Origin of the sequence: Chitinophaga sp. LS1 (assembly GCF_034274695.1) — a bacterium.
GTDB lineage: Bacteria > Bacteroidota > Bacteroidia > Chitinophagales > Chitinophagaceae > Chitinophaga.
In genome coordinates, this window is the sequence record NZ_CP128362.1 from 3964403 (window position 1) to 3979103 (window position 14701).

At 41.1% G+C, this 14701-nt stretch carries 11 protein-coding genes; 5 read left to right on the top strand and 6 right to left on the bottom strand.

The genetic code is table 11. The features are described 5' to 3' along the window. Positions 1-68: 68 nt before the first annotated feature. Both QQL36_RS16475 and QQL36_RS16480 read right to left on the bottom strand, forming a co-directional pair. The gene (locus QQL36_RS16475) at positions 69-848 is read right to left on the bottom strand and encodes a DUF4249 family protein (RefSeq protein WP_083729448.1); all 780 of its coding nucleotides are present in this window, start codon (positions 846-848) and stop codon (positions 69-71) included. A gap of 1 nt (position 849) precedes the next feature. Then, a complete protein-coding gene (locus QQL36_RS16480; protein ID WP_083729446.1) occupies positions 850-3177 on the bottom strand; it encodes a carboxypeptidase-like regulatory domain-containing protein in 2328 nt (775 codons plus the stop codon). A 246-nt stretch (positions 3178-3423) separates the two neighbouring features. On the opposite strand from QQL36_RS16480, the gene QQL36_RS35655 reads away from it, so the two are divergent. After that, positions 3424-3612: a T9SS type A sorting domain-containing protein gene (locus QQL36_RS35655; protein ID WP_415751059.1), complete on the top strand. Its 189-nt coding sequence runs from the start codon at positions 3424-3426 to the stop codon at positions 3610-3612. 20 nt (positions 3613-3632) lie between these two features. Next, positions 3633-3863: a hypothetical protein gene (locus tag QQL36_RS16485; protein WP_321570322.1), complete on the top strand. Its 231-nt coding sequence runs from the start codon at positions 3633-3635 to the stop codon at positions 3861-3863. On the opposite strand, the gene QQL36_RS16490 is transcribed toward QQL36_RS16485, so the two are convergent. Further along, on the bottom strand, positions 3860-4894 hold the full coding sequence (locus QQL36_RS16490; RefSeq protein WP_321570323.1) for an MBL fold metallo-hydrolase: 1035 nt from the start codon (positions 4892-4894) through the stop codon (positions 3860-3862). The genes QQL36_RS16485 and QQL36_RS16490 overlap by 4 nt on opposite strands. Positions 4895-5134: 240 nt before the next feature. Between QQL36_RS16490 and QQL36_RS16495 the strand changes: the two genes are divergently transcribed. The 3 genes from QQL36_RS16495 (at position 5135) to QQL36_RS16505 (ending at position 10063) form a co-directional block, all read left to right on the top strand. Further along, positions 5135-6199 carry a fatty acid desaturase gene (locus tag QQL36_RS16495; RefSeq protein ID WP_321570324.1) on the top strand — a complete coding sequence of 355 codons (1065 nt, stop codon included), beginning with the start codon at positions 5135-5137 and terminating at the stop codon, positions 6197-6199. A gap of 206 nt (positions 6200-6405) precedes the next feature. Next, complete coding sequence (locus QQL36_RS16500; protein ID WP_321570325.1) at positions 6406-8379, top strand: thiamine pyrophosphate-binding protein; 1974 nt, start codon at positions 6406-6408, stop codon at positions 8377-8379. Between the two features lie 13 nt (positions 8380-8392). Then, a complete protein-coding gene (locus QQL36_RS16505) occupies positions 8393-10063 on the top strand; it encodes a flavin monoamine oxidase family protein (RefSeq protein WP_321570326.1) in 1671 nt (556 codons plus the stop codon). Positions 10064-10167: 104 nt separating this feature from the next. Here QQL36_RS16505 and QQL36_RS16510 read toward each other — a convergent pair whose 3' ends face one another. Genes QQL36_RS16510 through QQL36_RS16520 form a run of 3 tightly spaced genes read right to left on the bottom strand, consistent with a single transcriptional unit; the run spans position 10168 to position 14238 of the window. After that, positions 10168-11940, bottom strand: coding sequence for a family 1 glycosylhydrolase (locus QQL36_RS16510; RefSeq protein WP_321570327.1), 1773 nt, complete (start codon positions 11938-11940; stop codon positions 10168-10170). Positions 11941-11948: 8 nt separating this feature from the next. Next, positions 11949-13079, bottom strand: coding sequence for a UDP-galactopyranose mutase (gene glf / locus QQL36_RS16515; protein WP_083729432.1), 1131 nt, complete (start codon positions 13077-13079; stop codon positions 11949-11951). Then, on the bottom strand, positions 13072-14238 hold the full coding sequence (locus tag QQL36_RS16520; protein ID WP_321570328.1) for a glycosyltransferase: 1167 nt from the start codon (positions 14236-14238) through the stop codon (positions 13072-13074). The genes glf and QQL36_RS16520 overlap by 8 nt, the downstream gene beginning before the upstream one ends. Positions 14239-14701 lie beyond the last annotated feature (463 nt).

The window sequence follows — 14701 nt, forward strand, 5'->3', positions numbered from 1 at the left end:
TCAGCGGCTCGTTTGTTGGCATTTTTGCATTATCAAAATTATATAATCATGAGCACTTTTAGCATAATTTAGAACGTCACAGATTTCACATCCACACACTCCGCACCGAAATATCCCAAAGCATTATTTGATATATTAGAAGGTGGATTCGAAGGTGTGGTACTGGACGCGCCGCTATTCGATTGTAGTACATTGTAGTAATTATAAACGTTCTTATCCACATTCGCCATCACCACTGTCACGAAATCATTCATTTGTATGTATGCACTATCCATATACAACTGCTGCCTGATAATATTCCCATCCGTCAACCTGTCATCCAATGCATAAAATGCTTTGTAAGGAACATCATTTACCAGCAATGTAAAAGTGTAGTAGTTGGTAACGCCTTGGGGATCCTTAAAGTTCACCTGTGGTAAATTCCTTACCTGATTAAAAATTTTGGTCTTTGTGAAGGTCAATTCATTTATCCCAACATAATCCGGCATCGTAGAACTGGATGTATATTCTTCCCCGTCAACGATCACTGATAACTTGTAAGTATGGCCAATCTGTCCTGAGAGTTTATTGGATGCATAATACCCTTCATTACCCGTCTGTGTAAAATAGTCTCTCACATTGGTATTGCTGTCCAAAACGCTGACTATGGCTCCTGAAACAGCGGGGTAAGTGTTATCAGCATCAAACGATACTGATTTATTAATCTTCACATAATAAGGGCCACCGAGATTCGTAATATTCCCCTGAATCACAATTTGGGAAGCCGCTGTTCTGAGATTGACATCAATCGTTTTGGTACAGCTGGCGAAGAATATGATGATAGAAGTTGCAATGAGGTTCGTCTTCATACTAAAAGGAGAAATTATAAGTAATGGAAGGTACCCAGCGGAAAAGTGCTGTTTGCTGAGCGATGGTGCGGGAAGGATTAGCAGGGTCATTTTTGAATTCTATGATGTAAGGGTTTTCTTTCCCGTAAGCATTATAGACTGAAAAGTTCCAGTTGCTATTCCAGCGTTTCTTTTGTTTGGCATATATGGTAACACCCACATCCAGGCGATGGTAAGCCGGCATACGGTAGCCATTTCTCTCGGCATAAAGGAATACCGTCTGTTCGTTGATTTCATATTTACCACTGGGATAAGTGACAGCATTACCTGTATTGTATACCCAGTTGGCAGACAGTGTCACTTTCCTGCTCAGTTGGTACATGGATACGATAGCAAGGTTATGCGTCTGATCCTGGCGGGTCGGATACCAGCTTCCGTTATTGATTTCAGCTATTTGTCGCTCTGTACGGGAGAGTGTATAACTGATCCATCCTGTGAGCCTGCCTGTTTTTTTCTTTGCAAAGAGTTCCAGTCCGTAAGCTCTGCCTTTTCCGTATAATAACTGTGATTCAACATAGTTGTTGACAGTTAGTGATGCACCATCTTTAAAGTCAATCTGGTTTTGTAGTTGTTTATAATAAATTTCAGAAGAGAACTCATAACGACCATGACTAAGATCACGATAGTAGCCCAGGGATACCTGGTCCGCTATTTCAGGTTTCACATTCGGACTGCTCAGTATCCAAAGGTCGGTAGGACTGGTGGAGGCGGAACTACTTATCAGGTGTACGTTCTGCGTGTTCCTTGAATAGGCAAATTTCAGGGAACTCACAGAGTCCAGCTGATAACTTGCAGCAGCACGTGGCTCTAAATTTATGTAAGTCTGTACAAGTTCTGCGGCAGCATATTTTGTAGAATCGGTTGCTTCGCCTGCGGAATTAAATTTATAAAAAGTACCGGGTCCAAATACATTGAAGACAGAAAGCCGCAGACCATAATTGATTTTCCACTTGCCGAAACCTTTTTCATGGTTTATGTAGGCTGCACTTTCCAATGCATACTTCTTATCTAATGTTTCAGGGTTATAACTGGAATTCTTACTTGCATCTACCATACCCGGGTCGAGGGTATGATGGGTGGCTGTGACACCGAATTTTATTTTATCATCACCCGCCATGAAATACTGGAAGTCTTCTTTGAACGAAAAGTCCCGGATCTTTGAGATGATTTTTGTATTGCTTGAATTATCTGCCACCTCTATGTGATGGTTGTAATCGCTATAAGCAAGTGTGGTGTTGGAAAACAGGTGACTATTGAAGTTGTGATTCCACCTGAAGGTTCCTGTTGTATTTCCATAGTAGAGTGCTAACTGATCAGATAGTTTCAGATTATCTTTTCCATTATAGAATGAAAGATAGATCCTGTTATGATCATTCAGATTATAATTAGCTTTTGCATTCACATCGTAAAAATAAAGATTAGAATTCCTGACATCTTCATTATTAGACAGCTTCAGGAAAACATCTGCATAAGTACGACGGGCACTGATCATAAAAGAACCTTTGTCTTTCACAATAGGGCCTTCGAAGTTTAGGTGAGAAGCAATGATGCCAAGACCACCACTACCATGGAATTCCTGGTTATTACCATCTTTTGTTCTGATATCTACGACGGAAGAAAGACGACCGCCATATTCTGCAGGACTGGCCCCTTTATAAAGTGTGAGGTCTTTGATCGCATCAGAATTGAAGGTAGAGAAGAAACCGAGTAGATGTGTTGCATTGTATACCGGTACTTCGTCCAGTAAAAGCAGGTTTTCGTCTATGTTGCCACCTCTTACATAGAATCCGCCACTGCCTTCACCTCCTGATTTTACACCTGGAAGCAGTTGTATAGTCTTAATGACATCTTTTTCCCCAAGAAATACCGGAACGTTTGCAATTTCAGCGGTGCTTATTTTCTGCGTACCCATTTGTGCAGTAGAAAGCCTGTCATGGCTGGCTGCAGATGTAATGACGATTTCCGAAAGTTGTCCGCTGGTGGGAATAAGCGACACATTTCGTATCAGATCTTTTGTAAGTGAAATCGATATAGTGTCTGCTTTATACCCTGTATAACTAATCACCATCGTATAATCGCCTTCAGGAACAACGATCGCATAAAATCCATAGTTATTACTTGTACTGCTGTATTTAGCCTGTGGAAGAATGCGTATAGAAGTGCCAATTAAAGTTTCGCCGGTAGTTTTATCACGAATGATACCGCTAATGGTATACCTATGCTGGGCCACGGCTTGCATGCTTGTAAACGTAGAAAATATTAGAGCCAGTACAGCAAAAATTTTCTGCATATGTTGGGTTCTGTTTGTAGGTATGGACGTTTCCGGGTTTTGTGCAATTTAGTATTCAGATTGTATATGGAATGTTAAAATTGGTTAGTTATGCTAATGAGTAGCTGTGTATTTCTGGATGTTATTTTAAAACTTATTACTCGTTATAACACCCATGAAATTTCATTTTATTATCCTCAATATTTTTGCAATAACCCAAATTACCTACAATGAAACATTTCTAACCTTTCTATTCAGTATGCCGGTTTGGATGCATCCAGTTCCTCTTATATGCAATTGACGAACATATACGGTGTTTCAGTTAAAACAGCATTAATAGGGAATGTTGATAATGGTACACAGACACTCGATGTAAGTAGCCTTGTTCCGGGCACTTATTTTTTAACCTTTAACAACGGAGCTATAGTATTTCGTGAGGAGATAATTAAGCAGTGATTCCAATCAGGACGCCTAAATTGTTTAGGCGTCCTGATTATAGATATGATGTAGTATTATATATTTTCGGCATCGTTTGTTATTGGAAGTTTATTGGCAGCAGCAAGCCGATTGCCTCCTATAACCGCTTTACCAAACTTGCTTTGAAAGCAAATAACGGAACGCTTTCTTACCTGGTAAATGACGTCGGGGTGGTGTCTACATCTTATGGAAAAGTACAGATTGGTATTGTGAAGGATCTTATATTTTAGTTTATTCCTTTCCACCATTCACTGAACTCCTGTTTATCATTCCGCAGGTCTACGAGCTGACCGATCATAGGTGTAGCCAGTGGAATATCCGCAATAGCCTTTATTCTTCGTAAAGGTTCATCCCAGGGATGATTCCCCAGTGTAAACTTGGAAGAATGTACCGGGAGTAGTCTTTTTGCCTGCAGATCTTTTGCTGCCTGAATGACTTCTTCCGGCTGCATATGAATGTATTTCCACGCAAGGTCATATTGGCCATTTTCAAGAATTACAAAATCTATCGGACCGAATTTCTTTCCTATCTCTGCAAAATGAGTATCATAACCACTATCACCACCTATATAGATCTTCATGGCCGGCGTTTGCAATATGTAAGATTGCCAGAGTGTATTATTCCGGGAAAAGCTCCTGCCAGAAAAATGGCGGGTAGGAGCGGTATGTACAATAAATCCATCTCCCAGATCCACATCCTGCCACCAGTCAGTCTCAACGATCTGGTCAGGTGTATAGCCCCATCTTTCGAAGTGAGCACCTACTCCCAGTCCGCAGATCACTTTACCCACCTTGCTTTTTAGTGCGAGTATGGTCTTATAATCCAGGTGATCGTAATGGTCGTGTGATATGAAGAGATAGTCAATTGCCGGAAAATCATCAACCGTGTAAATATCTGCCCCTTTAAATGCCTTGGTTCCTCCGGGTAAGGGTGAAGCGCTGCCGGAAAATACAGGATCTACCAGAAAACGTTTTCCACCTGCCTGTATAAAATAAGAGGAGTGACCAAACCAGACCAATACATCCTGATTGGGGGTAAGGGCCAGTAAGTCAGTTTTTACCGAAGGCAATGAATCTACAGGGCGCGGGCGTAGTCGTTTTTTGAACATAAAATCGTATAAAACACCTCCCATGCTATACCCGTCTGACAATTGCGGTGTATTGTGAATGTTCTGGAACTGTCCGTCTTTGAAATGCGGCGATTGTTTAATCAATTCTAATCTCTTTCCCGAAGGTTTTTCTCCGAATAATGGGTGTTTCATGTATATTAACACTATGATTATCAATAATAATAGCCCTGAAAGTGCTATCTTCAGGCATGTGATAAATTTCTTCATACCAATTTATTGACGAATCAGGTGACTAAATATTTTAATGAAACATAAAAAATTGTCGTTCAATATTATATTTAGAAATATAATATGTAAAGTGATATAAAATCGATATATTTAGCCCTGAGCTTTACCTACAACTGTTTTCACTTTAGAAATTGTTATTAAATAATGTCATTTATTTCGAATGTATTAGCTCCTCCCGGATACGGGTGGAAAACCAGCGATGGTGCACTGGTAAAACCTACGTCAAGACAGTTATTCACCGAGTTTTTTAGCAGGATCAACATTTTTGCTTCAAGAAAGAACTGGTTACCTTTCTTTTCATGGTTAAGCACTTTAAGCCTTGCCCCGTTCTTTTTCTTTTTTATCTGGAAAGAGATACACGACTTTAATGTATGGTATTTGCTGGTGGCTTTTGTGTATGGAATGATTTTCATGGGCACACATGGCACTATCTGGTATCATCGTTATGGCACACATCAGGCGTATACTTTTAGTAATAAATTCTGGCGGTTTTTTACTCAAAACCTTGTATTTAAACTAATACCGGAAGAACTGTATATCGTATCTCATCATGTGCACCATGCATTATCTGATGAGCCGGGAGATCCTTATAATGCAGAGGCAGGTTTTTTATATTGCTTTCTGGCAGATGCCAATCATCAGCCTATTGCGAAAGATCTCAGTGAGGAGGACTATTATAAAGCCGCAGCGATGTTGAGTCATACCGGTGTGAAAGCGAATGATTATGCTACTTATCAGAAGTGGGGTTCAATTGCGCATCCTTTGAATGCGTTATTATCTACTTTGGGTAATCTGGCTTTCTGGCTAACGATATTTTATTTTATAGGTGGAGTATATCTGGTAGTGTCTATCATGGCTGGTGCTTTTGTGTGGGGAGTGGGTGTGAGAACTTTTAATTATGAAGGCCATGCGAAAGGTGAAACGAAGCATGTATCCGGATTTGATTTCAATCATAAAGATAAATCTATCAATCAGTGGTGGCCTGGTATTGTGGCCGGTGAATGGCATAATAACCACCATCTTTATCCTGCCAGTGCAAGATCTGGCTTTCTGACAGGACAGGTAGATTTTGCCTGGTATTATATCAGGACGTTAAAGTTTATTGGTGGAGTGAGTTCATGCAGGGATGCTAAAAAGCAATTCCTGGAAAACTACAGGAAACCTTATCTGGAACAACAACAAATAAAAGATGGTGTACCTATAGTATAATCATATAATTAAATTTAAAGCAAAACCCGCTCATCGAGTGGGTTTTGTTTTTTATAATCCTACCCGATTTTTTCAAACACCCCTAAACAATTGGAAGTGAACAGTTGTTATTTCAGCAGTTAGCATACCGATACCCTATTTGTAATACCAAAATAAATTTTCCACAACAAGAAGCCCTTAAGAACCAAACTCCAAAATTCCATTATATGACAACACAACAAATGGCTCAGGCTGCGCGCCAGGCCAGTGAAGATGTGATCGACCACGCGTTCGACCAGACCACACGCTGGACACGTGACTATGTATTCGATATCCTGAAAGATCTGGGTATCCATTACATTTTCGGTGTACCGGGCACCAATGAAATCCCAATTATTGATGGTACTTCTTACCCGGAGAATGAAGTGCGCTATATTGAGTGTCTTCATGAAAACATTGCCATTGGTGCGGCAATGGGATCCGCCCGGATGACAGGTAAACCAGGTGTATTGGTTGTTCACGTTACACCGGGTATTGCCCATAGTATAGGCAATTTGTTCAATGCTTACCGTTCTCAGGTGCCACTGGTGATCCTTTGTTGCCAGCAACAGAATGAACTGGTCACCCAGGAACCGTTACTGGCATCAAATCTGGTAGACCTTGCCAGACAGTACACTAAATGGGCGCATGAAGTGCGTACCCCTGATGAAATTCCATTAGTATTACAACGTGCATTTAAAGAAGCCATGGCGCCACCTAATGGCCCTGTATTCGTATCTATTCCATGGGATTTTACCATGGTGGCTATTGGAGATGAAGATAAGGTCAAAGGTGTGACCCGTATTTCCCCACATTTTACTGGAGATGATGCGTCTATCAAACAGGCTGCAGGTATTCTCGCGGCAGCTAAAAATCCAGTTATAGTAGCCGGCGATGCAGTAGGGTATGCTGATGCCTGGACAGAATTGCAGGAACTGGCTGAACTGCTGGGAGCACCTGTCGTATTGCAAAGTTTTAGTAGCGTGGCTAATTTCCCTAATAATGACTATCACTGGCAGGGAGAACTACCCGGTAGTCAGGCGGGCGTACAGGGTGTGTTTAAAGATCATGATGTGGCATTCCTGGTTGGATTTGGGGCACAGGCACAGCTGGCTGTATATAAATATTCCGACGGACCACTATTCCCTCCTGCACTGAAACAGGTATACCTCACAAACAATACCTGGGATATTGCGAAGAACTATTACGGAGAATCAGCGATTTTCGGTGATATTAAAGCAACGCTGCCTATCCTGAATAGTTATATTAAACCAACTCCTCCCGCAGGTGCTGCCGCCAGAAATGAACGGATGCAGTTGTTGTCTGTAAAAAGAGCGGCCGACTGGGATAAATATCTGCTGGAAGCCATGGAGCAGGAAGATATATGGTCTGTTGTAATCGCTAAAGCATTGAAAGAGGAAATTGAAGAAAGGAAACTGGTGGATAACTTCGTATATGTGCATGAAGCAGTATCCGATGGCGCTCCTTTTCAATATTATCTGCCATTCAGTAACAATGGTGCGAAACCGGTAAGCTATTACTGTGTAGCCGGAGGTTCATTAGGTTGGTCAATGCCGGCATCTCTGGGCATTAAACTGGAAAATGCCTCCTCACAAGGTACAGGTACAAAACTGGTGATCAATGCAGTGGGAGATGGTTCTTCGTTATTCTATCCGCAGACCTTCTGGACAGCTGCACATGAGCAACTACCTATTCTGTATATCATTACAAACAACCAGGAGTATCATACCCTGCAACTGGGTTTACAACAGGTAGTGGGTTCTTATGGCAGTGCACCCGGTTATGGCTGGAAACCCAAAACGATGGATCCTCCATACCTGCGTCTCGAAAGACCCAAACTTGATTTCGTATCACTGGCCAAAGCTTTTGGCGGTGAGAACGGAGAAATAGTGAAAACACCGGGAGCAGTGAAAGACGCGATCAGAAGAGGTATTGAGCATGTGCTCACGCAAACCACTTCTTATATCCTGGATATGAGAATCGCTGGCAATACGCCAACCGCTCCCACCACATCTGATACAATCACCGCATATTACAGCCAGCAACCGGTATTGGATTATTTCCACCAGGATACAGTAAAAGCAAAACTGTTGTCTGTAGGTAATGCACATATACCATCCAACATTCCTTCAATCTTCTAAAACCATTAACCTTATGGCAAACGAACAAATCGATATCGCTATCGTAGGTGGCGGTGTTTCCGGTGTATATAGCGCCTGGAAACTGAAAAAGCAATTCCCTGATCAGAGGATCGTTGTATTCGAAGGCAGCGATCATATAGGAGGACGTTTACTATCAGTAAAACCACCTGAAATACCTAATATGACAGCAGAACTGGGTGGTATGCGTATCCTGGAAAATACCCAGCACCTGATCGTAAACCTGATTGATACCCTCAATGGAGAATTACCACCTGCGGAAAAGATCACACTCTATGATTTTCCGGTAGATGAACCTCAGAATCTGGCATACCTGCGTGGTGAATACCTGCGTTTGGTTGACTTTGCAACAAGGCCTGATAAAGTACCTTACAATATGTCATTCCTGGAAAAAGGAAATGGTCCGGGTGCAATCATAGTGAACGCCATTGAACAGATAGTACCGGGTATCACAAATCCAGATCTGAAGGAAGAAGAACGTCGTGAAATGACAAAGGAAGCGTATTTTGATGGAGTACCTTTATACCAGTGGGGTTTCTGGAATCTGCTGTACAGGGTGATCAGCAGTGAAGGTTACCAGTTCAGTATGGATGCTGGTGGTTATGATTCTACACTGGTGAACTGGAATGCAAGTGATGCTATTCCCTGGTACCTATCAGACTTTGGTATGACGCCAAAATATAAAGGCTTTACCAATGGTTTCCAACAGGTGCCTATTGCGTTGGCAGAGCTGTTTGAAAAAGATAAAGGAGAAGTACGTCTGGAACGAAAACTCCGTGGATTTGAATATACAAACGGACAGTTTACACTCAATTTTAATGATGGACAAACTATTACTGCTGGAAAACTGATACTGGCTATGCCGCGTCGTGCCCTGGATCTGCTACAGCCTGAAAGTCCACTGTTACAACAGATCCAGCCATTGATCAAAAGTGTGACACCAAGACCACTGTTTAAACTCTTCACTACTTATGCAAATCCATGGTGGAGAATAGCTGGGTTTACTGATGCGAATGGTAAATTCGTTCCGGTACAATCAGGTCGTTCTGTAACTGACCTGCCTGTAAGACAAACATACTACTGGCCAAACAGTGATGGTACACCAGCTGTGAATGGCAGAGCGATGTTGCTGGCTAGTTATGATGATGGTAATAATATTGGTTTCTGGGATGGATTAAGACCTCAACGGTCTGAGGGCTGGAAGGCTGGCCGTTCGCATTCAAAGGTGGTAGATCCATTTATCGGAGATGATGATAAAAATGAAAAGTCTGCATTACCAGCACAAGGACGGCTGAATCAGACATGGGATGAATACCAGGCACCCCGTCGTATGGTGGATGAAATAGCCCGACAGTTGCAACAGATGCATGGATTGGATTATACGCCACTGGTGAAGAGTGCTGCTTTCCGTGATTGGGGTGAAGATCCATATGGTGGTGGATGGAATAGCTGGAATATCGGAGTGAAGAGCTGGGAGGTAAAGGACCAGATCACTAATCCGATAGCAGGCACACCATTATACATTTGTGGAGAAGCGTATTCTGATGGACAGGGATGGGTGGAAGGAGCATTGCAGACAGCGGAGATCATGTTGGGAAAATTTTTGCAGGCGCCAGTATCAAGTGCTAAGCAAACGAGTCATGTAAGTGAGCTGCAACCCAGCTGATAAGAGATTATATTCTAACGGCAAAGCAGGTATTAATCTGCTTTGCCGTTATTTTTTAAGTTTCAGGGGGAGTTGTTTTTTATTTTTATCCTGTGAACTAGGTATTAAGCTGCATCAATAGCCCCGAATGCTTTATCTATCAACAGATCCATCCACCTGTTTACCTGCACAGGACTATATTCAGCAGAACACTGTAAACGATTTACTATCATTGCATCCGGCATTATCTTCAATAAACCTATAGTACACCCGGCATTGTCGGGTAAAAAGACAAGTAATTGACTCTTATTCTGCACACTCATATCAGCAAGATTCATCAGATCTGAAGTATGCTTTCTAAAATTCGTATTGTATGCAATTGTACTGATCACTGCCCATGGCTTATATAGTTCAGTCATTTCCCTGACTGTCAGGTAATCTATTTGATCTTGCCCATGCATTGAAACCATCTGATAAGGAATTGCTCTCGATCTGCAACATGTAGCAAAGGCGTTTGATATATCAGTATCAGATTCAATTATTAAAACAGGTGCTACCGGCTCATCATCCATTTCATCGTCGAAACCGGAAAGCACTAATTCGGATTGATATTGTAATAAAAACCGGTCTGCTCTTTTCCAGAAACCTGGCTTATTCAATAATGGTATATCATAGTTATGCCCTTTAATTAGACCTTTCATCATCGTACTTAAGGCTGTAGGTCTTAGTGTATTATTGCTTATATCAAAAACCCCTGATTCATAAAAATGATCATTCCGGGTCACAAGGCTATTCCAGTCAAATGAACCTAAAAGTGACCAAACAGTGATTGCCTTTATATCAATACCTTCAGTATATAATTGCTGCGCAGTTTCCCAGCATTCTTTTAACCAGCGTAACTGTTCTTCTCTATGGCCTCCCAGATGTACCTCTGTTATCGCAATTGGTAGCCCATATCTGTTCCAAACCTCTTTTAATAATGAGTAGAGCTGGCAGGAGTCGATATCAGGTACCCTTAAAGCTTCCACATCTGCATAGCGCTGGTAGGAGTTACCACCATGAAAGTGATCCGGATATAGACTAAGATTTTCATCCAGAAATCTGTTGCTGGTAAGGTAATGATTGATCCCTATTATTTCCGGCAGGCATATATTATCAGTAAACCAGGTTAAGGTGTCCGGGAGAATATTATAGGATAAAAGTTCATCCCACATGGGATGGTTTTCGTCCACTTTCCCGCATAACAGATCAAAGCTCAACCATCGTCTGTCATTTTCAAACGCTGCCTGATAGGCAAGTATGGGGGTACTATAAATTTTGCAGAGATCTTCTGTTTGCACCAATTTTGCATCTGGTATTGTTCTCCTGATGGCCTGCATGGAAAGTACAATGGCCTTACATTGGTTGATCAATGCGATGGAAAATATATTATTATCATGCCCATGAGGATACCAGTGACCATACAAACCACTAAATCTTGCAGTAGTTAAAGGTTCATTCACTGGTGTGTAATATTTAATCCACGGATACCTTGCTGCAAAGGCAGTTGCATATGCAGCCAGTTTAACCGGAAATTCAGGGTCTGTTAGATCTGTGTGTATCGGGCCACTGCCATGGTGCACGAACCCGATGATGGGACAAATTCCTAATTGACGCAATCTGTTCAGACGTTCATCTGCCCAGCTCCAGTCGGCGTCTTCCAGTTTACCCGGGGCTATCTGCTCCCATAAAATAGGGTACCTGATTGTTTTAATACCTAATGCTGCAAATTTATCCAGGTCATCCAGTCTTTTTAAATGGCCACTTTTCTCCAGTTGCTGATGATAGACATTTCCGATACGATTAATAGTACATTCAATTCCGGCCCATATTTCCGGACCTGTATTATTGTGTTTCATTATCTGGTTTATGGTAATGTCTCTGCAATCGCCTCCCTTATCAGAGAATCATTGGTGATAAGCTTTTTGTAAAGCGTGAGGGCCTGTGCTACTACCTGATCCATATTGTAATAACGATACGTTCCTAATCTGCCTGCAAAATGTACATCGGGAACTTCTTTGGCCAAAGCTGCATACTTACGATATAGTTCCTGGTTTTCTGATTTTGGAACAGGGTAGAACGGATCTCCATCCCAGCATGGATATTCGTAAGTAATAGAAGTTTGGGCATGTACCTGGCCGGTTAGATGTTTATACTCGGTGATACGTGTATATTCCTGCTCATTTGGATAGTTTACGACTGCTACACTTTGCATAGCTGGCTGGTCCAGTGTCTGATGTTTAAACTTTAATGAACGATATGGTAGCTTACCATAGCAATAATCAAAGTATTCGTCAATAGGTCCTGTAAAGATCAGCTGTTTATATACAATGGCATCCTTGATATCATGATAGTCGGTTTGTAACATGATATTGATATTAGGATGCGTCAGCATATTTTCAAACATACGGGTATATCCATGTAATGGCATTACCTGAAACGAGTCTGAAAAATATCTATCGTCCCGGTTTGTGCGAACGGGAATCCGGGAAGTTACCATGGCACTTAATTCTGAAGGATCGGCATCCCATTGCTTGCGGGTATATCCACGGAAAAATTTCTCATACAGATCTCTTCCAATCTGGCTCACTATCACATCTTCAGAGGTATTAATGATATCAACATCTTCTGCTTTTTCAGCGAAGTAGGTAACAAGTTCTTCACTGGTGAGGTTGAGATTATATAGTCGGTTTACAGTATCCAGATTAATGGGCATAGGTAGTAATTGGCCATCTACAGCAGTTAAAACCCTGTGCTCATAACTCCGCCATTTTGTAAAATCAGATAAATATTTAAATATATCCGGGGAATTAGTATGGAAAATATGAGGTCCGTATTTATGAATAAGTATACCTGCATCGTCGTAATAATCATATGCATTCCCGCCTATATGATTTCGTTTATCGATCAATAAAACTTTCTTATTACCATCATTAGCGAGCCTTTCAGCAAGTACACTTCCTGCAAAGCCGGCACCGATTATCACATAATCATACATATATTTTAGTGTTTTTAGAATGAGCCTCTTGGTTACCTTTAATTAAGTCAATGCCGATCAATGTGGCCATTTTTTTCCAGGTAAGATCCCATGAATTAGCAGCCAGATTTGCATCAACAGCTTTTTTCCATTTTTGATTGTTTGGGTTATCCATAGCTTTTTGAATGGCTACTATAAAAGTTTCTGCACTGGTAGCTATCTGTACAAGGTCTTTTACTCCATATGCTTTAACTACATCTGCAATTGGGGTAGATACAACTGGTTTGCCTGCTGCCAGATACTCAGGCGTTTTCGTAGGACTAATAAACCGGGTTGATTCATTGAGTGCGAATAAGATTAATGCGACTTCCCAATTGCTAATATATGTTGGCAGCTGATCGTATGTCTTCATGCCCAGGTAGTGAATATTTGCATTATTGGGTAATGAAGCCGGATCGATTTTAACGATTGGTCCCAGCATAATAAAATGCCAGTGTGGCCTTTTATTAGCCATTTTCTTCAATAGTGAGATGTCAAATCTTTCATCTATGACACCGAAGAAGCCCATTCTTGGAAATGGGATATCACGCTGATCCTCGGGATCGGGAAGGGAAGACCGTGCTGATGAAAAGTGCTGAAAGTCTATGCTACTTGGAAATAAAAACACAGAATCATGCTGATTACGTTTGATCTGAAAAAGACTATCTCCGCCTGTAAAAACCATGTCGCACCGGTTTAGTAATTCATGTTCCCGTTGTTTTAGCTCCGGTGGTGAAAACTTAAAAGCAGACAATTCATCCATGCAATCAAAAATCATTTTTTCAGGTTGCAGGTTACGGCTATAATTCATGGCCATAGGAGTATAGTACCAACTAATAAATCTGGTTATTTGGTACGTTTTCATTAATTGCTCGATGAGTCCCGTTATGATATTTTTCTCTTCTTTAATTAAGTTTTCAGGTAAGTGTGGTGTGACAATCCAGAGATTTTCATCAATGTTATTCACCTGAAGAAAAGGGATCTCTACGTTATCAATTACATATTCTTCTACATAAAATACGCGCATATATCCGGTAAATCTCGTCATTAGATGTTGTGGCCGCTGGAATACGAAATTCCAGCGCAGATGTGAAAAGCAAATTAAGTCAGCCTTTGGCTGTCTATTTGGTAAATTATTCATACGTAATTATTTATAATGATAGTGTTCCTGGAGACTCGTGAAGGCGTGAAATAAGAAAAATTATGTTTTAGCACTTACATAGTTAAAAGGACATATCCAAAAAATATACCCGGTTTAAGCTACAGTGATTATTTTAAAGCATTAGTTTGATAGGCGTGCATTTACAGGAAGTGAGAGAAAATGGCGCAGGACTGAATAAATCCCTGAATTCCCGTTTTGGGCAATAATAACAGCGACATTACTGCGAAATGTATCTATATAAAAATATAATTGACCCCTGTTTTATTTGCCAGGTTGTCTATAGGCAGGCTTCTTCACTGACTGGTTCCCCATTATTCTGAGTGTAAGTAATAATGGGGGAACGATATTGGGGGCATTATATATAAGTTCACAATAAATTTTATACTTATGTTTTACCAGAAAAAGGACTTTAGATTGCATAGAATGCCATCGCGATCTGTTG

Bases quoted from the DNA above. Each gene is read 5' to 3' on its own strand.
- QQL36_RS16475 (WP_083729448.1), bottom strand. From the start codon at position 848: ATGAAGACGAACCTCATTGCAACTTCTATCATCATATTCTTCGCCAGC.
- QQL36_RS16480 (WP_083729446.1), bottom strand. From the start codon at position 3,177: ATGCAGAAAATTTTTGCTGTACTGGCTCTAATATTTTCTACGTTTACA.
- QQL36_RS16490 (WP_321570323.1), bottom strand. From the start codon at position 4,894: ATGAAACACCCATTATTCGGAGAAAAACCTTCGGGAAAGAGATTAGAA.
- QQL36_RS16495 (WP_321570324.1), top strand. From the start codon at position 5,135: ATGTCATTTATTTCGAATGTATTAGCTCCTCCCGGATACGGGTGGAAA.
- QQL36_RS16500 (WP_321570325.1), top strand. From the start codon at position 6,406: ATGACAACACAACAAATGGCTCAGGCTGCGCGCCAGGCCAGTGAAGAT.
- QQL36_RS16505 (WP_321570326.1), top strand. From the start codon at position 8,393: ATGGCAAACGAACAAATCGATATCGCTATCGTAGGTGGCGGTGTTTCC.
- QQL36_RS16510 (WP_321570327.1), bottom strand. From the start codon at position 11,940: ATGAAACACAATAATACAGGTCCGGAAATATGGGCCGGAATTGAATGT.
- glf (WP_083729432.1), bottom strand. From the start codon at position 13,079: ATGTATGATTATGTGATAATCGGTGCCGGCTTTGCAGGAAGTGTACTT.
- QQL36_RS16520 (WP_321570328.1), bottom strand. From the start codon at position 14,238: ATGAATAATTTACCAAATAGACAGCCAAAGGCTGACTTAATTTGCTTT.